The organism is Microvirga sp. M2 (assembly GCF_047497095.1).
Taxonomy (GTDB): Bacteria; Pseudomonadota; Alphaproteobacteria; order Rhizobiales; family Beijerinckiaceae; genus Microvirga.
Map to the genome: position 1 here is coordinate 2,677,990 of NZ_CP134063.1, position 23,762 is coordinate 2,701,751.

Annotated in this window: 12 protein-coding genes; 3 read left to right on the forward strand and 9 right to left on the reverse strand. The window is 64.0% G+C overall.

The annotated features are described in order from the left end of the window. Positions 1-44: 44 nt before the first annotated feature. Positions 45-2,723 carry a hypothetical protein gene (locus RE429_RS12695; RefSeq protein ID WP_414471129.1) on the reverse strand — a complete coding sequence of 893 codons (2,679 nt, stop codon included), beginning with the start codon at positions 2,721-2,723 and terminating at the stop codon, positions 45-47. A gap of 116 nt (positions 2,724-2,839) precedes the next feature. Next, positions 2,840-9,628 (reverse strand): cadherin domain-containing protein, encoded by a 6,789-nt coding sequence (locus RE429_RS12700; protein WP_414471130.1) that lies wholly within the window; start codon positions 9,626-9,628, stop codon positions 2,840-2,842. 931 nt (positions 9,629-10,559) lie between these two features. Between RE429_RS12700 and lexA the strand changes: the two genes are divergently transcribed. After that, the gene (lexA, locus tag RE429_RS12705; RefSeq protein ID WP_414471131.1) at positions 10,560-11,264 is read left to right on the forward strand and encodes a transcriptional repressor LexA; all 705 of its coding nucleotides are present in this window, start codon (positions 10,560-10,562) and stop codon (positions 11,262-11,264) included. Here lexA and RE429_RS12710 read toward each other — a convergent pair. Further along, positions 11,242-13,512 (reverse strand): ComEC/Rec2 family competence protein, encoded by a 2,271-nt coding sequence (locus RE429_RS12710; protein ID WP_414471132.1) that lies wholly within the window; start codon positions 13,510-13,512, stop codon positions 11,242-11,244. The two genes, lexA and RE429_RS12710, sit on opposite strands and share 23 nt — an antisense overlap. Before the next feature lie 156 nt (positions 13,513-13,668). Here RE429_RS12710 and gltX point away from each other — a divergent pair, with 156 nt between their 5' ends. Then, positions 13,669-15,096 (forward strand): glutamate--tRNA ligase, encoded by a 1,428-nt coding sequence (gene gltX, locus RE429_RS12715; RefSeq protein ID WP_414471133.1) that lies wholly within the window; start codon positions 13,669-13,671, stop codon positions 15,094-15,096. A gap of 174 nt (positions 15,097-15,270) precedes the next feature. Beyond that, positions 15,271-16,560: a citrate synthase gene (gltA, locus tag RE429_RS12720; RefSeq protein ID WP_414471134.1), complete on the forward strand. Its 1,290-nt coding sequence runs from the start codon at positions 15,271-15,273 to the stop codon at positions 16,558-16,560. 98 nt (positions 16,561-16,658) lie between these two features. On the opposite strand, the gene lpxB is transcribed toward gltA, so the two are convergent. The 6 genes from lpxB to bamA are packed head-to-tail and all read right to left on the reverse strand — an operon-like array spanning position 16,659 to position 23,597. Then, complete coding sequence (gene lpxB, locus RE429_RS12725; RefSeq protein ID WP_414471135.1) at positions 16,659-17,888, reverse strand: lipid-A-disaccharide synthase; 1,230 nt, start codon at positions 17,886-17,888, stop codon at positions 16,659-16,661. Further along, entirely contained in the window at positions 17,881-18,804 is a 924-nt protein-coding gene (locus RE429_RS12730) for an LpxI family protein (RefSeq protein WP_414471136.1), read from the reverse strand. The genes lpxB and RE429_RS12730 overlap by 8 nt, the downstream gene beginning before the upstream one ends. Before the next feature lie 17 nt (positions 18,805-18,821). After that, the gene (lpxA, locus tag RE429_RS12735) at positions 18,822-19,631 is read right to left on the reverse strand and encodes an acyl-ACP--UDP-N-acetylglucosamine O-acyltransferase (protein WP_414471137.1); all 810 of its coding nucleotides are present in this window, start codon (positions 19,629-19,631) and stop codon (positions 18,822-18,824) included. After that, on the reverse strand, positions 19,631-20,095 hold the full coding sequence (fabZ, locus tag RE429_RS12740; protein ID WP_414471138.1) for a 3-hydroxyacyl-ACP dehydratase FabZ: 465 nt from the start codon (positions 20,093-20,095) through the stop codon (positions 19,631-19,633). The genes lpxA and fabZ overlap by 1 nt, the downstream gene beginning before the upstream one ends. A gap of 38 nt (positions 20,096-20,133) precedes the next feature. Continuing rightward, positions 20,134-21,198, reverse strand: a complete 1,065-nt coding sequence (gene lpxD / locus RE429_RS12745; RefSeq protein WP_414471139.1) for a UDP-3-O-(3-hydroxymyristoyl)glucosamine N-acyltransferase — start codon at positions 21,196-21,198, stop codon at positions 20,134-20,136. A 35-nt stretch (positions 21,199-21,233) separates the two neighbouring features. Further along, complete coding sequence (gene bamA / locus RE429_RS12750) at positions 21,234-23,597, reverse strand: outer membrane protein assembly factor BamA (protein ID WP_414471140.1); 2,364 nt, start codon at positions 23,595-23,597, stop codon at positions 21,234-21,236. Positions 23,598-23,762 lie beyond the last annotated feature (165 nt).

A 23,762-nucleotide genomic window follows, 5' to 3' on the forward strand; every position in this document is an offset into this window, starting at 1 on the left:
GCGGGGGTCGTGGCGATGCACGGCCGCTCCGCCGGAGAAGGCCTCTAGATCAAGAAGAAGTCCTTTTCCGTGATGCTGAGGTGTGTGCCGACCGTAGCGAATGCGACCGCCTTGGCGGAGCCGGAGCCGTCCTTGTCGTAGTAGAGAACGCCCTTCTTGTCGTCGTAGATGATGTAGTCGTTACGATCCAGGGCATGGTCGCCCTTGACGAAGAAGTCCTTCTTCAGCTTGCCGGGCTTCGCCATGGTCCCGCTGCCGAGTTTGGTGAAGATCTTGTTCTCGAGCCAGAACGAGTCGTTGGGAGCCGAGAAGTCCACGATCTTGTCGACATTGCTCGTGCCCAGCTTGGTGTTGAAGATGAAGATGTCCTTGCCGGCTCCGCCCTTCAAGATGTCCTTTCCGGCGCCGCCGTTGAGCTTGTCGTTGCCGGCGCCGCCGTAGAGCGTATCCTTGCCCGCACCGCCGACGAAATAGTCGTTGGCGGCAGACCCGTTCGTCCGCTCGGCAGCCCAGTTCGCCACGTTGATGGTGACGTCCTGCAGGAACGAGAGGTTGTTCGTCGGATCGTTATCCCCGTCGGCGATCGTGATCTTGAGCTTGAGCGTGTGGCGCTGCGCCCGCTCGTAATCCAGATCGAAGCCGTTGGCGACCTCGATGGACTTGCCGTCGGCGCCGATCTTGAACCGGCCGTCGGTGCTCGCGAGCGTGCCGTTGGCGAGCACGATCTGATACGAGAAGGCGTTGTGCTGTTCATCCTCCGCCGTGAGGTCGCCGACCTTGGTGCCCACGGCCGCCAGTTCCCGGGGTGCCACGAAGTTGGCGAGGGCCACCTTGCCGGCCACGGAGTGGACCTCAACATGCTGGATCGGCTGCACGCGGCCCAAGGCCCCGTCATCGACCGTGATCTCGAAATCCGTCACCCGGACCGTACCGGGGGCGGTCGCCGCCGTTACCGGGGCCGAGTCGAACTTGATGACGTCCATCATCACTTCGAGGGCGGCAGCCAGACCGGTGAAGGTGTAGACCCAGTAATGGACCCCGTTGTTGTCCGTGACGTCCGCCCTCGTCCATTGGATCCCCTCAGGAACCACGAGGTCGCCGTGATCCTTGAGGAACTTCACCTTCAGCGTCAGGGCATCATGCTCGTCGTCGAAGAGGTTGAGCCCCTTGAGCGGACGGACATCCGGCCCCGTATCGACGATCCTGGTCACGCCGGTGCCGTCCGAAACGCTCACCTCCGGCGCGTGGTTGCCGAGAACATCGGTCTCCACGATGATCTGGTTGTTGGTGACCGCATTGTTGGTGGCCGGATCGCCGTCGTCCAGGGTGATCAGGAAGTCGGTGGGCACCATGGCGTCGGCCATCGCCCGGTTGAACGGGTTGAACTTCACGTTGTCGAGGATCGCCTCGAGGACATCCTTGGTGCCGGTGAAGGTGTAGACGATGCGCCCGGCCTCAAACCCGACCTGAGCGTTGCCCGTTCCTTCGAGAACGCCTTCGAACTTGCTGAACTCGATCTTGAGGGTGAGCGTGCCGTCTCCGGTGATCGCGACACCGCCGAAGGCCGATACGCTCGGCCCCGAATCCGTGCCGTGGAAAGTGGTGTTCCCGTTCACGGTGATACCGAGGGTCTGGCCGCTTGGCGGCGCGGCGACGTCCTTGATGGTGATCACCACGTCGCCGGTCGTGGTCGCGTTGGCGCTGCCCGTGCCGTCATTGGCCACCACCGCATAGGTCAGCGGCGTGTCCTGCGCCACGTCCGCCACCGCGCCGTTGGTCTTGATCACATTGCCGACGATCTTGAACTTGCCGTCGGCGCTGATCAGCCCGTTCGAGCCAGCCAGCGCGGTCTGGAAGGTGTAGCCGATGGTCTGGTTGTCGTCGTCCTTGAGCGCCAGCGTCGCCACCGTCTGATCGTCGGCCGTGCCCTCGTTGACGTTCACGGCCGTCGCCGGGCTCGGCGGTGGCTGATTGGCCGGCGGCGCGGCGACGTCCTTGATGGTGATCACCACGTCGCCGGTCGTGGTCGCGTTGGCGCTGCCCGTGCCGTCGTTGGCCACCACCGCATAGGTCAGCGGCGTGTCCTGCGCCACGTCCGCCACCGCGCCGTTGGTCTTGATCACATTGCCGACGATCTTGAACTTGCCGTCGGCGCTGATCAGCCCGTTCGAGCCAGCCAGCGCGGTCTGGAAGGTGTAGCCGATGGTCTGGTTGTCGTCGTCCTTGAGCGCCAGCGTCGCCACCGTCTGATCGTCGGCCGTGCCCTCGTTGACGTTCACGGCCGTGGCCGGGCTCGGCGGCGGCTGGTTGGCCGGCGCTTCGTTAGCGATATCGTTCAGCCGGACACCGACAGCCAATTGCTGATAGACGACCCCTGTGTCGTTCGTATCGGTCGAATCGCGGAATTGGAAAGTGATGCCCGGAAATTCGCCCGCGTAGTCAGGATCTTCGAAGTCGAAGTTATTGACGCCTTGAGGGGATAAGCCGACCAGATACCAGCGGCCATTCTCCTGAGTGACCGAAAAGCGTCCGACATAATCCTCAACGATCACGACGCGATAGGTTCCCGAGGGTGGCGGCGTCGTCGCATCGAAACCCTGGATTTCAGCAATTTTGGTTTGGTTTGGGATGTTTTCATCGATGAGAGCGGTCGTACCACTGTCGATGATCGAATTGTGGTACGGGCTGTTAGCGATAGCGGCAAGAACGAGATTGACGGCCATGAGGAGCCCCTTTCAGACCTGATGTTGAAATGCCCAGCCCTCGGCTCCGGCATATGTGATGGTATTATATTTCATTCAAGGGCGAGCCGTAAAGCCCACCCTCGACATGTCCCGCGTTAGATGAGATGGAAGTACTCGTTTGTGAGAGCCGGCTTGGTCGGGCTGATGATCGTGGCGATCAAGTTGGCCGCCACTCCGACCCCGAAGCCATCCCGGTCATACCAGATCTCCCCTGTCGCCTGATTGTAGACGATGCGGTGGTTCGCCTGCGCGGTTGCGAGCGTCCCCGCATGGAAGACGCTGGCCTTCAAGATGCCATTGTCCACGTCGGCCGCCGTGATCCCCGTAAACCGGGTCTGAGCCAATTCGATGCGGTCGCCGTTGACTGCCGGATTACCGGGATCCTTCAGATCGAACTGCACGATCTTGTCCGTGTTCAGATTCGTGATTGCCGCATCGAACCGGAATGCATCGTCACCAGCGCCCCCGTTCAGGCGATCGGATCCGCCGCCTCCGCTCAGGGTGTCGTTGCCGATGCTGCCGTTCAACGTATCGTCGCCGGCCCCTCCCCTGAGATAGTCGTCGATGCCGATCCCCGGGATATTGGTCGACAGGCCGTTCACCGTCTCCTTCTGAAGATTCAGTATCGTAAGAGTCTTCGTGAACCGTACGGTGGTGGTACCGTCGAAAACATCGACCACGACATCGAAAGTGGGGGCGAGTTCGCTGTCGATCTTCGTCTGGTTCTTCACGAGCAACTGCCCGTTGCCGCCCAACTCGACACGCCCTCCCGCATCGTCGACCAGGGTCCAGGTCAGCGCATCCGTGTCCGTTGCGGTGAACCGGCCGATGATGTTGCCGCGCCCCAAATTCTCGCGGACGGTGTTGTCCGAGAAGGCGATGTTCGACGGCGGCGCGTTTTCGTCCGCACCAAGGACACGGACGACATGTTCGACGACCGGGCTCGCCAAGTTCCCGTCATAGGCCCGAACCTTCAGCGTATGATTGCCTGCATCGGCAACCGTCGCATCGCGGTTCAGTTCGATCAGACCGGAGTTGGCGTTGATCTTGAACAGACCATCCGCACTGATCAAACCGCTTGACCCGTCCTGAGAATCGGTGAACCGGAACTTGTTGACCTGGAACTCGGGATGGAAGGTGTCCGGATCCTGCGCCGTCGCGGTCGTGACATCGTCTCCAGCCCTGCTGTTGACGCGGACGACATTCGCCGGGCCGAACGAAACGCCGGTCGCCGCCTCGTTCTCGTCCGTGACGTAGACCAGGATTTCCTGCGGGGCGGAGTCGTTCGTGCCGTCATGGGCGATCACCTTCAGGCGGTAGAACCGGTTGCCGGCATCGTCGCGCTCGAGGCCTGCACCCGGCGTCGTCGCAATCGTGGCCTCATAGTCGAGAGCCCCCGCGACCTTGATCTGCCGGGTGGTGTTGTCGATCGTGAAATGACCGGCCCCGTCGAAGCCGGTGACGAAGGTATAGGTCAGATTCGACGGGCTCTCGTCCGTGGCGCTCAGATTGCCCACGACCTGCGTGACGCCCAGGGTCTCGGCAACCGTAGCGTGATCCAGCTGAATGTCCGTCGGCACGTCGTTGTTGTGCGGACCACCGGCGAGGGAATCCACCTTGACCTCGCGCATGGTCCAGGAGCCTCCGGTGTCGGACAGCACCACCGTGAAGTTGGTCTGCTCCGACGCACCGTCCTGAGCGTCGGGACGGGGCCTCGTATGGAACCGGAGGGCCTGGACGATGGCCGTCACTTGCTGCGCCGTGCCCGTCACCTGCACGAAGCCGTCGACGTACTGGAAGGTGGCTCCGGGGAAGTTGTCCAGAACCGGCAGATTCTCGAAAGTGCCCTGACTTGGCAGGAAGAAGATCTCGACATCGATAAAGGTGTTGGGATCGTCGTCGTTCCCGCCATCCTCGGCATCGAAGAAGCTGAGATGCTGGAAAGGATCGACCACGGCATCGTCGTCCACCGTCCAGTTCAAGGGCCCGTCGGCCGTGATGACCGGAGCCGTGTTCTCAGGGTTCACATCCGTGATGTAGACCCTGATGGTCTCCGCCGCGGAGGTCTGCCCTCCCGCCGTCGCGGTCACCTGGACGTCGTACCAGCGAAGGCCGTTGGGAACTCCATCACTCCCCGGGGCCGTCTCATAGTCCAGCGGACCGGTGACCACGAGGTACCATTGTCCGCCGAACTCCCGGGCTTCGAATGGCATGGTCGAGCCGACCACATTGAAATGGGTGATGGCATCGTTATCCGGATCGGTGGCGACGAGAGCGCCGCCGATCGGCTGGTTCGCGCCGGTATCCTCGCGGATGCCTTGAAACTCCTGATGCGTCACGACGGGCGGATGGTTGACCGGGGGCACGTCGTTGACGGTGACCGTGTAGTGCAATTCATCGGTCAGAGCGCCGGGAGCGCCGTCCTTGTCCGTCACCGTCAGGGTGAGGGTGAAGGTTCTGGTTGCGGCGACCGCGAGCTTCGCCGGATCGTCCACGACGATCTTCAGGTGCTGGGGATCGGTGGCGTCCACCCGGAAGGCGCCGTCCATGCCTGCCGGATAGCCCGTGAGGGTGTAGCGGAAGTGCTCGTTCGCATCGGGATCCGTCAACGTGAAGGTCGTCAGCTCCACATTCCGTGCAGCGGTCTCGTCGATCGACACGGTCGGCCGGGTCGTCGCCAGATGCGGGGCCTCGTTCACGTCGTTGAGATAAACTTTGATGGTCTTCTGACCGGACACCAGGCCATTCGTATTCCCGACCTCCCTGGCCTGGACCACCACCTCGAAATATTTGCGCTCCTGCGGCGTGTTGGGGAACTCGGTGAGAAGACCGATATTGGTCGCCTCGTAGTTAGCGCCACCCCGGAACGAGATGACACCGGTCAGTTGATTGATCGAGAACAGGCCACCTGGATTGGTGACGATCTCATACTCCACATGGGAGCCGCCGATATTGTCATCGCTGGAGAACACGGTCGCGACCGTTCCGACCGCTCCACTGTTCTCGTTCAGCGGAGCGACGAAATCGTCGACGACGGACGGGGTTCCGGGAGGCGAGTTCACATTCGACGGATTGACCGTGACGTCGATGGCCTTCACCACGGAGAGGCCGTTGCCCGCGTGATCCGTGATCTTCACATAGACCCGGACGTCCTGAGGCCTGTCAACATCAGGCAGACCGCCGGGGCCGACCTTGATCTGTCCCGTCAGCGGATCGATGCGGAAAGCGTTGCCGGTATAGGCGGTATTGCCGGTCGCATCGGTGACCAGGGTGAAACGGAAGTCCCTGTTCGCAGCCGTGATGTCGGGATCGAGAACCCTGTCGACGGAAGCCACGATCGAATTGGGCGCGGCGTTCTCGTTCATGATGTTGACGTTGTAGATCGCTCCGGTCGGAGCCTCGTTCACGTCGTTGATGTAGACGTCGATATTCACCGGCGCCGATGCCCGACCGCCCGGATCCTTGGCGACGATCCTGACGGTGTAATAGGCGTTCCCGTTGTTATCCCGATGGATGAATGGGTCCGCGGCCTCGAAATCGAGGCCTGTATTCGAAACCTTCAACACGCCCGTTCCATCGCCGAACGTGGTGATCACGAACATGTCACGCAGTGCCTGAGGAACGTCGTCGGCGAAATCGTAGGTGACGCTCTCGTCCTCCGGATCGAAAGCGTCGGACAAAAGTGCGACGTTCTGGCCGGGTGTGTTTTCCGTGACAGCCCCGAACATATCGACAGTAGGCGCATTGGGCGCCTCGGGCAGGTCGATGGCGACGATCTGCAGCGCCTGGACATCGCCCGGCAAGCCATGATTGTCCACGGCCTGGACCCAGATCGTGTATACGCCGTCCCGGCCGTTCTCGTGGTCGAGCACGGCGCCCGGCGCCAGATAGACCCTCCCGTTAGGATCGATCTTGAAGATTCCGTTGGCGCTGGCCACGCCGCCGTCGCCGCCGTGGTCCGGATCGAAGCGATAGGTGACGGTGTTGAACGCATCCGGATCGCGCGCCAATAGAAGCGCGGAGAAGTTCGTGTTCTCGTCGACCGTGATCGAAGCCGCATTGTTCTGCGCCCATTTCGGGGCGAACGGCCTCTCGTTGACGTCCGAGACGTTGATGATCAGTTCCTGAACGGAGCTGTAAAGGCTGCCGTCCTTGACCCGGGCATAGATCTTGTATTGGCCATTGGTGGAGGCTTCGTAGTCGAGAATTTTACCAGGTGCGAGGGTGACTTCGCCGGTGGTCTGGTTGATCGCGAAGAGGCCGTTGGCGCTGGCAGCGCCGGTCGCACCGCCCTGATTTGGATCGAACTCATACGTGAAGGTCGTCGGCCCATCGGGGTCGGTGGCCCTGATCTGGGCCGAGAATGTCGTGTTTTCCCGAACTGCCGGCAGACTGGGCGAGCCATTGCTCCATGTCGGCGCGTTCGGCTTTTCGTTGACGTTGCTAATCAGAACTTCAAGTCTCTTTGGCGGAGAGACCAACCCAGCCCGATCATAAGCCTCGACCTGCAGGATATAATACCGGTTGCCATTGTGAGCGGCATCGGCAGGTTGGAGCCACTGATCTTCCTCTACCGTGGCTTCGAAATTGATGTTGGCATTCGGCGCTATCCTGATCTCGCCAGTGCCTGAATCAATTTTAAACTTGCCACTCGGATCCGTCAGTCCTCCTCCCACGAAGCGATATCTGACGGTGTCTCCTTCATCAACGTCGCTGGCTGTCACTTGGCGCACGAAAGTGTCGCTGGGGGAGTTCTCCTGCAGAACGCCTCCGGAACTCGTTACACCCAAGGCGCCCGGCGCCTCGTTCAGATTGGTGACATAAACGTTCACGATCTGTGGCGCAGACGGCTTGCCATGTTGGTCGGTCGCCGTGACCGTAACCTCGTACCAGTGCAATGCGCCATTCTTATGCAGAAGCGGATCGTTCGATTCATAGTCGAGCGTGACGTTGTCCCTCAGCCGGAGCTTGTTGCCTTCGACCGTAAAATAGTTGTTCGGATTCCCGGTGATGGCAAATGTCAGAGAGCCGTTGTCCGGCCCGTTCGGATCCGTCGCGCTCAACGTCCCGAAATAGTTCGTACCGTCGTTCTGCGTGTTTTCGGGGATCGAGGGGTCCTGACCCGGAACTCTGCTCGTCAGCACGATATTCTGGGGCGCATAGTTCGATTGCTCTGCCGTCACCTGAATAACGGGCATCTCGGGCGCCGGCAGGCCTCCGCTATCCACCATCGTGATGGTGAACGTCGTCGTCTCCGTTGCATGAACCCCGTCGAGCGGACGCTCCCGAGGATCGAAGCTCAGTTGCTGAATGCTCGCCGTCACCTCGGCAAGCGTCCCGGTCACAATGAACCTGCCGTTTGCCGCGTCATAGGCGCCTTTCGTTCCAGCCGCCGCGATGAGGACACCCTTGCTCGCGGCGTCGAGTGCGACCGTGACGGTGAAACTGTCGAATCCCGGAGAATTGATATCTGGATCGGTGAAGGTCACCGCCGAGAAGGGTCTTACGGAAACTGCCGTCTCGGTAGGAACAGTCTGGTTTTGAGCGACGATGTGCGGAGCTTCGTTCACGTTCAGCACGTCGAGGTCGAACGTGAACGAGGTGCTCACGGTGCCGCTGTTATCGCTCGCCGGCGCATTCGCCCAGACCTTCACGGGATGGCGAATGTGGGCCTCATAGTCGAACTTGCTCGGATCAGTGACATACAGGTACCAGCCGAAGCTATCACGTCCTACGTCAACTCCCTGGATGACCGAGGAGGCATCCAAGGCCCATGATACAGTCGTTCCCTCCGGATTGACGGCGGACAGGCGACCGATGATCTGACCCTGCGTCGGGTTTTCAGAAACCTGCGTATTGCTGATCAACAGAGTGTGCGGATTCTCTTTGACATTGCTCAACCGGAACGTGAACGTCGTCTGGACGGGCCCGTCTCCATCTTCGGCCCTGACGGTGACATTGAGCGGCTGGCCCGCCCGAGCTTCGTAGTCGAAGAAAGCGGGATTCTTTGTCCAGAGAGACCACTCCTGTGCTAACTCATCGTAACGAACCTCGAAGTTCTGCGTGCCCGTGACCAAGAAATTAATATCGCCCGAGAGTCTGCCCGAGGCGGTCAGGACGCCCAGCTTCACATTTTGCAGATTGTTGTAGGGGATCTCGTTGATGAACCCTCGGTCCTGCGTGTTGGTGCCGTTCAACCTGATGCTGGTGATCGACTGGGGTTCGAATACACCGTCGGAGCCGGATGCATCATTTGTGCTCGACACCGAGGAAACACTGGCCTGCTGCTTATCTGGGGCCGCCATGTGCGCTTGGAGGCGAACTCCATGGTCAAGCCCAAGTTCGGGATGGCTGACCCGCGCATTGTCCTCGTGATGTATTCCGGACGAAACCTTTCCCGAAGTGGGAGAGCCTCCAACCCCATCGATGGAATTTGCAGTAGCATGCACATCTGCAAAAGCCTCAAAGGCGCGTTCGACAGCCGGCGCCGATGAAGCCTCCACCTCCCCCACCATGACGACCGGGCTCAAGTCCGTTCCATGAGCATCTAAAGCGCGCGCCTTCAAAATCGGCGCATGGCCCTTCTCGCTCGTGGTCCACGTAGCCACGATGCGTCCGTCGGAATGTTGCGCAGCGCCCGCGAAGGGTGCGGAACGGGCCTTCTCCTCGGCAATGACGAATGGCTTGTGGCCCGGCCGCGCAGTGCCGTCGGCGTCGACGATCTGTCCGACGATCTGGCTGACGGCCTGCCCGGACGTGCTCGTACCGGATTGCACCTGGATCGCGAAGTAGGAACCGTCGCTCAACGCCAACAGGTCTGAAACGGATGCGGATGCCGCCTTGATGAGCGGCTCGAGTTCGCGACCGGCAATCGGCTTCGTCATGGCTTTCCCCTTCATACGCGCCAGAGACAAGTATTAACATAACGTAACATATCAGACGAAAACTGACTTGCAACGGTGTTTCAAATGCGGCGGTGCAAGCTAACGTTGCCGGTTTGCGCAACCGGTGAACAACCGCCACTATAGGTTGCAATCAACCCGTCGACATACGCGAATGACGCTGCTCTCGCTCCCTGCGCGCAGGTCACGTTTTCTGCTGTTCCGATCGATTGTGCGGGCTCGGGAACAGGCGAAAACGCAAGGGATGCTTCACATCCGCGGTGTCCGTCACGGCTCCCCCGGCATCACACGCGCCGTGGCTCGATGATCAACCCGCGCTGGCAGCGCTGCAGAATCTGCAAGCTGCTTTTGCATTCATGCAATCTTCTGTTCGATCACGCATTTTCGGCGACCGGCCATCGTGAGAAGCGGGCGTCCCGTCCGTTTCGGCGAATATCCGTTCCAGGATGAAGAACCGCTTGCAGAAATGGGCGATCCGGAGCGTCGGAAGTGGAAAGTGGCCCTGCACTTTTGGGGTTTCCTCCAACGCTCCCTTCTTGGAAAGAGCACATCGTTTGAGCACACCCGACAGGACCGTCCGCAACCCGCGCCACGGCCCCCACCGTCATGGCCGTCCCCGGACTTGATCCGGGGATCGGTCGCGACCCTCGTCGTCATGCCCGGCTCAAGGCCGGGCATGACGACGAGGACAAGCGGGATAAGACGCCCTGACGTGCGCCCGCCACGTGCGTAATCGACGACTCGTGGCTCGGCCGGAAGGACACGCGCCGACGGGCTCGCCGCGTCGAACCCTGTCTTCCGCCCCGGAGAAATGGCCTTTCGGACATGGACTTGCGGAACACAGCGGGAACAGCTACCTTGTTCTCGCTTTGTTTTCCAGAATCGCTCCACTCGGGAGCAGTAAGGGTCTGTCATGCTCACGCGCAAGCAGCACGAATTGCTCCGCTTCATCCATGAGCGGCTGCGTGAAACCGGGGTTCCGCCGTCCTTCGACGAGATGAAGGACGCCCTCGACCTCAAGTCGAAATCCGGCATCCACCGGCTCATCACGGCGCTGGAGGAGCGCGGGTTCATCCGCCGCCTGCCGAACCGCGCCCGCGCCCTCGAAGTGATCCGCCTGCCCGAATCCGTCGGCGCCGCCGCCGGCCAGCGCCGCTTCACCCCGAGCGTGGTCGAGGGCGGCCTCGCGGAGAAGAAGCCCGCGCCCCCGCCCGTGGCCGAGGAGCGGTTCCGCGACAGCGCGTCGATCCCCGTCATGGGCCGGATCGCGGCCGGTACGCCGATCTCCGCGATCCAGAACCGCAGCCACTCCATCACCCTCTCGGGCGACTTCCTCTCCCAGGGCGACCATTTCGCCCTGGAGGTGCGCGGCGACTCGATGGTGGAAGCCGGCATTCTCGACGGGGACCTCGTGGTGATCCGCCGGCAGGACACGGCCAATACGGGCGACATCATCGTGGCCCTCATCGACGACGAGGAGGCGACCCTCAAGCGCTTCCGCCGCCGCGGCTCCTCCATCGCGCTGGAAGCCGCCAATCAGGCCTACGAGACCCGCGTGCTCGGTCCCGACCGGGTGAAGATCCAGGGCAAGCTCGTCAGTCTGGTGCGGCGCTACTGAGATCCTCATCCAATTCATCCTGCTCGGGAGCCGGTCGCGCCGGTCGCGGCGTCTCCCGATCAGCGGAGGAGCGGGCATCCGCCGCGGCCGCCCACGGCCGGACCTCCCTGCCCTTCTTCACCGAATGAATGCCCGCAGCGTCGCTTTCGAGCCTGATCGCCGTCGCCCCGCGCTCGGCGAGAACCCGGCGATCGATCACGACGGCTGCCCTGCATTGGTCCGGCGCATCGAGGCGCGTGACGACGATGGCGGCGCGGCGGCAATCCTCCTCGAACGCGGCCGCCTCCTGCACGAAGGCGACGCTGCGATGCGCCGAGGTCTCCACGACACAGCCCAGCCTGTCGCAACGCGCTGCCGCCTTGAGCGAGGCGTCCTCGGCGCTCCGTCGGTCGCCATCGGCGCGCAGCCATTGCCCGGCGACGAAACCGGACGGCTTGCCGACCAGCGTGAGCCGTCCGCCCGGATCGCGGATCGCAGCCCCTGACCCGTCGCGGTCTACATAGATGTCGTAGCGCGGCGGCGTCGCGGCGAAAGCCAGTCCCGCACCGACGGGAACGAGCGCAAGCCATCTCAGGTTCGAGGCAGGGATCGTCAGCACGAGGAGGCCCGCGCTCAACAGCGTCAATCCGCCGATGCCGAGCGCGGGCACGACGAGCGTCGATCCGCTGAAGGCGCCGACCCAGGCCGAGACGTCGATCACCTGCGCGACGGCGAACCCCATCACGGTCCAGACCGGTCCATCGAGACCGAAGGGATAGGCCAGGACGCCGAGAACGGCGGCCGGCATGACCACGAGGGACACGAGCGGCAGGGCGAGCGCATTGCCGATCAGGCCGTAGGGATTGAGGCTCTGGAAGTGATAGGCCGAGAACGGCGCCGTCGCGAAGGTCGCCACGAGGGTCGTGGTGACGAGAGAGAGGGCCGAGCGCCCGGCCCAGGACAATCCCCGGTCGATGAGCGTCGCGGGCCTGCTCTCCGCTCTTTCCCGTTGCAGCAGCGGCACGAGCGTCATCATCGCGGCCACTGCGCCAAACGACATCTGAAAGCTCGGTCCCAGCAGCGCCTCGGGCTCGCGTGCGAGCACGACGATCGCCGCGATGGAGAGATTGCGCATGCTCAACGCGGGGCGATCCGCCAGCACGGCCCCGAACATCACGAGCGTCATGATGAGCGAGCGCTCCGTCGCCACGTCCGAACCCGAAAAGACGCAATAGGCCGTGGCCCCGATCATCGCCGCGACAGCGGCGATCTTCTTCACCGGCCAGCGCAGGGCCAGCCCCGGACCGAGCGCGAGAAGCGCGCGCACGATCCAGAAGAACGTTCCCGCCGCGAGCACCATGTGAAGACCGGAGATCGAGACGATGTGGTAGATGCCCGCCGCGCGCAGCACGTCGTTCGTGGGCTCGCCGATGAGGCCGCGCTTGCCGGTGACGAGCGCCGCGCCGACGCCGCCCGCAGCGCCGCCGATGGTCGACGCGATGCGGTGCGTGAGCGCGTTGCGGCCTGCGTCCACGCGGGCGGCGAGCCACAGGGACCAGTCGGGCGCATATGGCGGCTCGGCCTGCCGCACGCGGCCCGTGAATGAGCCGACCGCGCCGATCCCCTTGTAATAGGCGTCGCGCGCGAAGTCGTATCCGCCGGGCCGGACGGGCTGCGGCGGCGGGAGCAGACGCGCATGGCCCGAGACGAACTGGCCGGGCGAGAGCGTATCGCTCCTGCGGACGGACACGCGCACGCGCTGCGGCCGCCCGGCATCGGACATGCCTTGCAGCGAGACCACCCGCAGGAGGACGCGCTGACCATGGTCACGATCCTCGACGGCCTCGACGAAACCAGAGACCGGCGCGATCGTCATGCGCGTCAGCACGGGCGCCGCAACGCCGGCTGTGCGGACGATCCCGGCCGAAAACCCCGCGAACACGGCCGCGAGACCGACGCTGAGCGCCAGGGCAAGGAGCCTCTCGCGCAGCCATATGGCCGAAGCGACGCTCAGGGCGAAGGCGCCGAGCGGGGCCCACAGCGACGGCGCCTCCGCCTGGAAGAACAGGACCACCCCCAGGCCGAAGCAGACCGCGAGCCAGGGAAAGAGCCGACGCTGCGCGATCTCGTGTGCAAGGCATTGCCGGAGCCATTCCCTTCCGTCGAGAGCGCTCCAATCCAGCGCCAGGGCGGACGGGCGCGGCAGCACCATGGCCCGCGCGGGGCTGCGCGGGATCCGGCCGGGCTCTCCTTTGTTGTCTACCGTCATGGCTATGGCTTAACGCGGGCTCGGTTGCATGGTAGACGAGCCGAAGCTACGGCCCAAGCCGCCCTGTGCAAGCCGCCCTGTGGATGAGCCGAACGAAGGCGAGCTTGCCGCCAAAGCCGCGCAATCATTTGAGAATTTCAACGAAGGTTCCCCGCGATGACCGTTGTCACCCGCTTCGCTCCCTCGCCCACCGGCTTCCTGCATATCGGCGGGGGACGCACGGCCCTGTTCAATTGGCTCTACGCCAAGCGTAACGGAGGCAAGATGCTGCTGCGGATCGAGGACACGGACCGGGAACGCTCGACCGAGGCGGCCATCGAGGCGATCCTGGACGGCCTGAAATGGCTCGGCCTCGATTGGGACGGCGACGTGGTCTATCAGTTTTCCCGCGCGGCCCGGCATCGCGAGGTCGCCGAGACGCTCCTCGCCCAGGGCCGCGCCTATTACTGCTACGCCACCCAGCAGGAACTGGAGGAGATGCGCGAGACCGCCCGCCGGGAGGGCCGCCCCACCCGCTACGACGGACGCTGGCGCGACCGCGACCCGTCCGAGGCTCCCGAAGGCGTGAAGCCCGTCATCCGCCTCAAGGCTCCCACCGAGGGCGAGACCGTCGTCGAGGACGAGGTGCAGGGCCGCGTGGTTTGGCAGAACAAAGACCTCGACGACCTGGTGCTGCTGCGCTCGGACGGAACGCCCACCTACATGCTCGCCGTGGTGGTCGACGATCACGACATGGGCGTGACCCACGTGATCCGCGGCGACGACCATCTCACGAATGCGGCCCGACAAACCCAGATCTATCAGGCGATGGGCTGGGACGTGCCGAAAATGGCCCATGTCCCGCTCATTCACGGGCCCGACGGCGCCAAGCTGTCGAAGCGCCACGGCGCGCTCGGCGTCGAGGCCTACCGGAGCCTCGGCTATCTGCCGGCGGCGCTGCGCAACTACCTCGTGCGCCTCGGCTGGAGCCACGGCGACCAGGAGATCTTCTCCACCGAGGAGATGGTGCAGGCCTTCGATCTCAAGAATATCGGCCGCTCGCCCGCGCGCTTCGACTTCGTGAAGCTCGAGAATCTCAACGGCCATTACATGCGCCTGTCGCCGGACGAGGATCTCGTCCGGGCCATCGAAGCCATCCTGCCCGAGATCGGTCCGGAGCGCGGCCTCGGGCCCACCTTCGAACCGGATCTGCGCCAGAAGCTTCTGGCCGCCATGCCGGGCCTGAAGGAGCGCGCCAAGACTCTCGTCGAGCTTCTGGACAGCGCCTATTACCTCTATGCCCAGCGTCCGCTGAAACCGGACGAGAAGGCCGCGGGCCTGCTCGCGGACGGCCGTGCGCGCCTTGCCGGGATCGCCGAGAAGCTGCAGGCCGTGTCGGACTGGAACGCCCAGAGCGTGGAGGCCGTCGTGCGCGAGCATGCGGAATCAATCGGCGCGAAGCTCGGCCAGGTGGCGCAGCCCCTGCGCGCAGCCCTCACCGGCCGCGCCACCTCGCCCGGCCTCTTCGACGTGATGGCGGTTCTCGGCCGGGAAGAAACCCTGTTGCGCCTGCAGGACCAGTCGAGCGGTGCGCCTGCTGCATAGCAGGCGCATACCACCAATAGACGTGCTTGCCCCTCACCAACGGATAAGCTACCGAGGGGACCATTCTCCCACCGACCGGCTGACCTCGGTCCGGCAGCCCACATCCGGGACCCTCCCCGGAACACTCGGTTGCTCTAGGTTATGCCCGGCCTCCTGCTGAAAGGTCGAAGACCCATGAGTTCCAACACAACACTCACAGTCGACAACAAGGCCGTGGAACTAGCGGTGAAAGAGGGCACGATCGGCCCGAGCGTCATCGATATCGCGAAGCTTTACGCGCAGACGGGGATGTTCACCTACGATCCGGGCTTCACGTCGACCGCGGCCACCGAGTCGAAGATCACCTATATCGACGGTGACAAGGGCGTTCTCCTGTACCGCGGCTACCCCATCGATCAGCTGGCCGAGCACGGCGACTTCCTCGAGACCTGCTACCTGCTCCTTTACGGAGAGCTGCCGACTGCCGCTCAGAAGGCCGATTTCGATTACCGCGTCACGCGTCACACCATGGTGCATGACCAGATGAACCGGTTCTTCACCGGTTTCCGCCGCGACGCCCACCCGATGGCCATCATGGTGGCCAGCGTCGGCGCCCTGTCGGCCTTCTATCACGACTCGACCGACATCTCCGATCCGCAGCAGCGCATGATCGCGTCCATGCGCATGATCGCCAAGATGCCGACGCTGGCCGCGATGGCCTACAAGTACTCCATCGGCCAGCCCTTCGTGTATCCGCAGAACGACCTGGACTACACCTCGAACTTCCTGCGCATGTGCTTCGCCGTGCCGGCCGAGGAGTACAAGGTGAACCCGGTTCTCGCGCGCGCGCTCGACCGCATCTTCATCCTGCACGCCGATCACGAGCAGAACGCCTCGACCTCGACGGTGCGCCTGGCAGGCTCCTCGGGCGCGAATCCCTTCGCGTGCATCGCGGCCGGCATCGCCTGCCTGTGGGGCCCCGCGCACGGCGGCGCCAACGAAGCCGCCCTCAAGATGCTGGAGGAGATCGGCACGCCGGACCGCATTCCGGAATTCATCGCCCGCGCGAAGGACAAGAACGATCCCTTCCGCCTCATGGGCTTCGGCCACCGGGTCTACAAGAACTACGATCCGCGCGCCAAGATCATGCAGAAGACCACCCACGAGGTGCTCAGCGAACTCGGCATCAAGGACGACCCGCTCCTCGACGTCGCCATGGAGCTGGAGCAGATCGCGCTCAAGGACGAGTACTTCATCGAGAAGAAGCTCTACCCGAACATCGACTTCTATTCGGGCATCACCCTCAAGGCGATGGGCTTCCCCACCTCCATGTTCACGGTGCTCTTCGCGGTCGCCCGCACGGTCGGCTGGATCGCCCAGTGGAGCGAGATGATCGAGGATCCGTCCCAGCGCATCGGCCGCCCGCGCCAGCTCTATACCGGCCCGACCGAGCGCAGCTACGTCACGGTCGCCCAGCGCGGCTAAGAACATCCGGAAACGGATACGGAGAAGGGGCCGAAAGGCCCCTTTTTCATGCCTCGGGCTGTTTCCTCCGGCCATGCCGGAGGCAGCGCGTTTTGGGATCAGTTCCTTGAACTCGCGGCCAGCACCTGGCTGACGATTCGCGCCGCGCGCTCGCTCGGCTTCTCGCCGCCGATCTGCATCAGTTCGTCGAGCTTTTCGAAGGCCGCGACCTGCCGCCGGCGTTCGGCGCTGTCGCTCATGAGAGGCAGCACGGCGTCCTTAAGCTTCTCGGGCGTGCAATCCCACTGGATGAGTTCGGGAATGACGTTCTCGCCGAGCACCAGATTGGTCAGCACGATGGACGGCGCCTTGATGAGGTATTTCAGCACTTCCTCGATCTTCGAGACGCGATAGGCCACGACCATCGGCACGCCCGAGAGCCCGAGCTCCAGGGTCACGGTGCCGGAGGCGGCCAGCGCCAGATCGGCCTGACGGAAAGCCTCCCACTTCGCGGCTTCGCCGCGCACGATCCTGGGCTTCACGCTCCATGATTCCGCACGGGCCTCGATCTCGTCCGCGAGGTGGGAGACCGCGGGAATCGTGACCTCGAAGGTCCGTGGCGCCTGTTCCTTCAGGAGCGCCAGCGCTGCGCCGAAGGGCTCCATCAGGCGGCTGACCTCCGAGCGCCTGCTGCCGGGAAGCACCAGGAGCTTCAGAGGAGCATTCGGATCCGGGCCGCGCTCGCCGGACGCCGGCCTGACCTCTGTCAGGCGCTCGATGAGCGGATGGCCGACATAAGTGGTCGGCGGCCCGCCGAGACGCTTGTGCGCATCGGGCTCGAACGGCAGCAGCGCCAGGACGTGATCGACATAGGCGCGCATCTTCGCGGCCCGTCCCGGACGCCAGGCCCAGACGGAGGGGCTCACGTAATCGACGACCGGGATATGCGGCGCGCGCCTGCGCACGGCCCTGGCCACGCGATGGGTGAAATCGGGGCTGTCGATGATGACGAGGAGATCGGGATCGGCGGCCAGTACCGCGTCCGCCGTCATACGGATGCGGCTGAGCACCGTCGGCAGGCGCCCGATGACGGCGACGATGCCCATGACGGCGATGTCCTGGAGCGGAAACAGGCTCTTCAGCCCCTCCGCCGCCATGGCATGCCCGCCGACGCCGCCGAAGCGCAGGCGTCCCTCTCCGTGCCTCGCCTTCAGGGCGCGCATCAGTTTCGCGCCGAGCTGGTCGCCGGATTCCTCACCGGCGACGATCCAGATCGTTCGAGCATCGGACCCAAAAGTGGAATCCGTTTTCGGGTCCGCACGATGCGCCAGGTCCGGCGTCTCACCCATGGGCGGTCTCCATCCAGGGCAGGTCGACCGTGACGAGGAAGAGGCCGAGACGGTCCGCGAGGCGCAGCGTTTCATCCTGTTCCAGCACGAAAGTGGAGCCGGCGCCGATCGCGATGCCGGAGAGGCCCGCCTTCGCGGCCTCGGCAACGGTCCTAGGACCGATGGTGGGCATGTCGACCCGCAGGTCCTGACCGCGCTTGGCGGCCTTGATGAGCACTCCGCCTTCCTTGCGGCGGCGCAGCCCGAACCACGATTGCCGCAGATGCGCGACCCGGGTGAGCATCCGGTCCGTGCCCTCCGGGCCTTCGATGGCCAGCACGTGATTGCGGGCGATCACCGCGCCCTGCCCGATGTCGAAGGCCGATAGCGAGGCCAGGAGATCGAGGCCGACCGCGATGGCCTGCCGGTCGTCCTCGTTGGGCTCCCGCCCCCCCCTGAGGGAGTGGGACGCGACGAGATCGGGAGCGAGCTCATGGGCGCCGACCACCCGGTGGCCGCGCTCCTCGATGAGCATCACGGCTCCGCGCAGCACCTGGTCGTCGCCCCGGGTGATGACCTCCTTGACCTCCTGCATGTTGCGCATCGCCGAATAGGCGCCGAGCAAGGCGGAGAAGCCGGGGCGGCGGACCGCTCCGGCGAGGGATACGGCGCGGGGCCCCCATTCATCGAGGGTTTTCAGGATGGTCTTGAGATCGAGAAGATCCACATTCGCATGCGCCTTGCCGCGCAGCTCGGCCGCGGCGAAGCCCCGGAAGGCCAGAACGCGATAATCCTGGCCGGTCTTCTCCAGATGCTCGACGAGCCGAAGCGGAAGGCGTCCGCCTCCCGCCAGCACCGCGACCGGACCGCTCGATGCGCGAACCGGCTCGCGGGAGCCGGCTTCGTCCGGCCTCGCCGTTGCGATTGTCCTGCTCATGGGCTGCATGCGCAGCCTCAACCGGCGGAGCCGACCGGATCCCGCGGCGTGCAGATCGCCCGATCCCCACGGTCACGGATGAAGTCGAGGATCTCGTGCACGAAGGGATGGTTGTCGAACTCGCCGGCCACATCCTCGACCCGCTCGGACAATGTGCCTTCATCGGCGAACAGCAGACGATAGGCCCGGCGAATGTCGTGGATCTGCTCGCGGGTGAAGCCGCGGCGGCGCAGGCCGATGATGTTGAGGCCGGCCAGATGCGCCCGGTTGCCCATGGCCATTCCGTAGGGAATGAGGTCGTTCTCCAGGCCCGACATGCCGCCCACGAAGGCGTGGGATCCCACGCGGGTGAACTGGATCACGGCGGAACCGCCGCCGAAGATCACGAAGTCGCCCACCGTGACATGGCCCGCCAGCATCACGTTGTTGGAGAGAATGCAGTCGTTGCCGACCTTCGTGTCATGCCCCACATGCGAGTTGGCCAGAAAAGCGCAACGGTCGCCGATGATCGTGCGCAGTCCGCCGCCTTCGGTGCCCGGATTCATGGTCACGCCTTCGCGGATCATGCAATCGGCGCCGATCTCGAGCGTCGAGGACTCGCCGCGATACTTCAGATCCTGGGGAATGTGGCCGATGGACGCGAACGGAAAGATGCGCGTGCGGGGGCCGATCCTGGTTTGGCCCGCGAGCGCCACATGGCTCATGAGCTGGCAGCCGTCGCCTAGCTCCACGTCCGGCCCCACGGTGCAGAGCGGGCCGATCTTCACACCGGCCCCGATCTTCGCGCCATCCTCGACGACGGCGGTGGGATGGATCACAGTCTCCATTACTCGGACACCAGCATGGCGCTGACCTCGGCCTCGCAGACGAGCACCCCGTCGACCTTCGCCTCGCCCTTGTACCACCACATGTTGCGGCGGTTGTTGAGCTTTTTCATGTGAAACTCAACCCGGTCGCCGGGCTCCACGGGCCTGCGGAATTTCACCTTGTCGATCGTCATGAAGAACACCTGCTTGGGCTTCGCCTGCTCGGCCATCTTGGCCTTCACGCAGATCGCGCCCGCTGTCTGAGCCATGGCCTCGATGAGGAACACGCCCGGAAAAATCGGACGTGACGGGAAATGGCCCGTGAATTGTGGCTCATTGAAGGTGACGTTCTTGATGCCGATGCAGGAATTGTCGCCATCGATATCGATGATCTTGTCGACCAGCAGGAACGGATAGCGGTGCGGCAACAGCTCGAGGATCTCGAGAATATCGGCGGTTTGAAGCGTGGTGGGCGCTTCGGACATGACTGAATACTCCGGATAGGCCTGGCCGTATCGATATGTTAGGACGATGCGCCGTCGTCTTTGTCGGAATCGCCCTTGGATGCAAGCTTTTTCAGGGCCGTCATCTCGCGGAACCACTCGCGAACCGGCCGGGCGGGAACACCGCCCCAACGCGCGGCGGCAGGAACGTCGCCATTGATCGCGGAGGTGGCGGCGATCTGCGCACCCATGCCGACCCTCACATGCCCCTTCACGGCGACCTGGCCGCCGAGAACGACATAGTCCTCCAGCGTCGTGGAGCCGGCAATACCGACCTGGGCGACGATGACGCAATGGCGGCCGATCACCACGTTATGGCCGATCTGGACGAGATTGTCGATCTTGGTGCCCTCGCCGATCACGGTATCGCGGCTCGCGCCGCGGTCGACGGTGGTGTTGGCGCCGATCTCCACGTCGTCCTGGATGATGACGCGGCCGATCTGCGGCACCTTGAGGTGCCCCTGCGGACCCATGGCGAAGCCGAAGCCGTCCTGGCCGACCCGGACGCCGGGATGGAGGATGACCCGGTTTCCAAGGAAGGCATTGGAGACGCTGACATGGGCACCCAAGGAGCAGTCGCGGCCGATCTTCACATGCGGGCCGATCACCGCGTGCGCACCGACGATGGTTCCAGCGCCGATTTCCGCGTGGGGACCGACGACGGCTCCCGGATCGACGGTGACGCCGTACTCGAGCCGCGCCGAGGGATGCACGAAGGAGCCCGGCGAGATTCCCGTCGCCGCAAAGGACGTTTCCGGCCGCATGGCCGAAGGGAACATCTTGCCCATGACCGCGGCAAAGACCCGGTACGCCATCGGCGTTACGAGCGCGACGGTTTGCGGCGGGACCTTTCCGGCGAAACGGGGCGTCACGAGGCAGGCTGCGGCCTGGGTCGCACTCAAAGCTGCCCCATAGGCGGGGTTGTCCATATAGGCCAGATCGTTCGGGCCGGCACTCTCGAGCGGCGCGACGCCCTTAAGCAAAAACTCCCCGTCGGCACCGTCGGGGAGCGTCGTCTGCGCCATCTCCGCAACCTGACGCAAGGTGAGCGTCTGGCTTCTCGGAAAAAAAGTGGATTCTGTCATGAAAACGTGAGGGCGCCATCAGGCGCCCTCCCCGGTTAGAAGCGCGTGCCGCCGGAGAAGCGGAAGGCCTGGGTACGGTCGGCGCCGAGCCGGACGCCGTTGGCACCCTCGATGCCCTCTTCCTTGCTGAGCGCGAACGCGTAGTCGAAGCGGATCGGGCCGAGCGGCGAGGACCACAGGATCGAGGCGCCGACCGACGAGCGGATCTTGTGGCTGTCGAGAACCACGATGCAGTTCTGCGGCTGGCCCGGAGCGTTGCAGGTGAAGCCGCCATCGGGAGCGAAGACGCCGCCGACATTGAACTGCGTCGGGCCCTCGTAGCCGAAGAGCGTACCGGCATCCGCGAACACGGCGCCCTTCAGGCCCAGCTCCCGCGGCAGACCGAAGATCGGGAACTGAACTTCGAGCGAGCCGCCGAAATAGGTCGTGCCGCCGACGGCGTTCGCACCGGAATCGATGGTCGAGATGTCGCGCGGTCCGATGCCGTTCGTGGCGAAGCCGCGGACCAGGGACGGACCCATGAAGAACTGGTCGACGATGCGAAGACTGCCGTTCGCGCCGATGCTGCTGTTGTTGTCGCCGAAGCCCGTGATGTTACCACCCTGGATGCGGGCGATACCGACGACGTCCTCCAACAGCTCGCGATAATAGCGGGCATCGCCGGTGACACGGAAGTAGCGCGAGTCGCCACCGAGTCCGGCGAAGTCCGTCTTCACCTCGCCATAGAAGCCGTTGCGCGGATCGCGGGGGTTGTCGAGGGTGTTGTAGTTGAAGGTCAGGCCGGCCAGCGACGTGATCGTCGTACCCTGCGATTCCTTGATCGCGAGCGAGGCCTCGCCGTTGAACTGGCAATCGGGGAAGGCGCCCGTGAAGCCGGGGATCGGGAACGAGCAGTCGTTATACGGCTTGTCCTCGTCGTTCGGGATCGTCACTTCCTGCTGATACAGCGAGTAGCGGGCCGTCACCGAGAACGCCTCCGTGAACGGGAGGGTCAGGCGGAGCTGACCGCCGGTCATGCGGTTCTCGTAGCGGGAGTACCGGGTCTGATCGCTGAACTTCGAGAACAGGTCGATACCGGCAGCCATCCGGTAGCCGAGGAAATACGGCTCCGTGAAGGAGAAATCGACGCCGTTCGTGCGCTGTCCGAGCTGGCCCGCGACGCGGACGAACTGGCCGCGGCCGAGGAAGTTCGACTCGCTGACGGAGACTTCACCGATGAAGCCGTCCGACGTCGAGTAACCGCCCGAGATGGAGAACGCGCCGGTGGACTGATCTTCCACGTCCACGTTCACGACGACGCGGTCGGCCGAGGTGCCCGGCTCGTTGGAAATGCGCACCTGCTTGAAGTAGCCCAGGCTGTTCAGGCGGCGCTCGGCGCGGTCGATCATGACCTGGTTGTAGGCATCGCCTTCGCCCAGGTCGAATTCGCGACGGATCACGTAGTCGCGGGTACGGGTGTTGCCGCGGACATTGATGCGCTCGATGTAGATATGCGGGCCTTCTTCGACCACATAGCCGACATTGACCGTGCGGGTTCCGGGATCGCGGGTGCCGACCGGGCGGACCAGCACGAAGGGGTTGCCCTCGCGCCCGACGGCGCGGGTCATGGCCTGAACCGACTTCTCCACCGCATCGGCACTGTAGACGTCGCCCGCGGACATGGAGAGATCGCTGCGCAGAGCCTCGGAATTCACGCCGGGAATGCGGGAATCGATGCTGACGTTGCCGACCCGGTACTGCTCACCCTCTTCGACCGCGATGGTGATGACGTATCCCCCTGCATTGGGGTCGAACGTCACGTCGCTGGAGAGGATGCGGAAATCCGCATAGCCGTTCTTCAGATAATAGCGGCGGATCAGCTCGAGATCGTTGGCGAGGCGATCCGGATCATAGACGTCGGTGCTCTTGAGGAAGCTCAGGATGTTCGTCTCGCTGGTCTGCATGATGCCGCGCAGACGGCTCGACGAGACCTGGCTGTTGCCGACGAAACGAATGTCCTTCACGCCCGTCTTGTCGCCCTCGACGATGGTGTACACCACGTCGACCCGGCCGTTCGGCAGATCAACGATGCGCGGCGTCACCTGGGCGAGACCGCGGCCCTGGCGCCGGTAGACTTCGAGAATGCTCTGGACGTCGGCGTCGATGGCGGCCTGGTTCACGGCCGTGCGCGCGCGGGTCTGCAGCACGCCTTCGAGCAGGGCCTTGTCGACCTTGCTGTTACCCTCGACGGCAACGCGGTTGATCAGCGGCCCCTGGGCGGCGGAAGCCCGGCGGCTCATCGGCTGCGCCTGCTGAGCGAGCGCGCTGTCCGCAACGGTGAGGCCAGCCATCAGCGCGCTCATGGCGATCACTGCGGTGGCGGCCGGCTTCTTCCGGCGTGGCGTGGTCGTCGACATCATCAACTGGCCCGTTTCTTTTATCGTTTGTCCATCGCGAGACTGGCCCGCTGGCTTGAGACAGGTGTCCCAACCCTATTGGTGCTGCCCCGCTTGTACAAACTTTCGCCGTCATTGCAAACGGCCCATACAAACAGAGTAGCGATTTTTAACCGGCGTGGCGTCCTT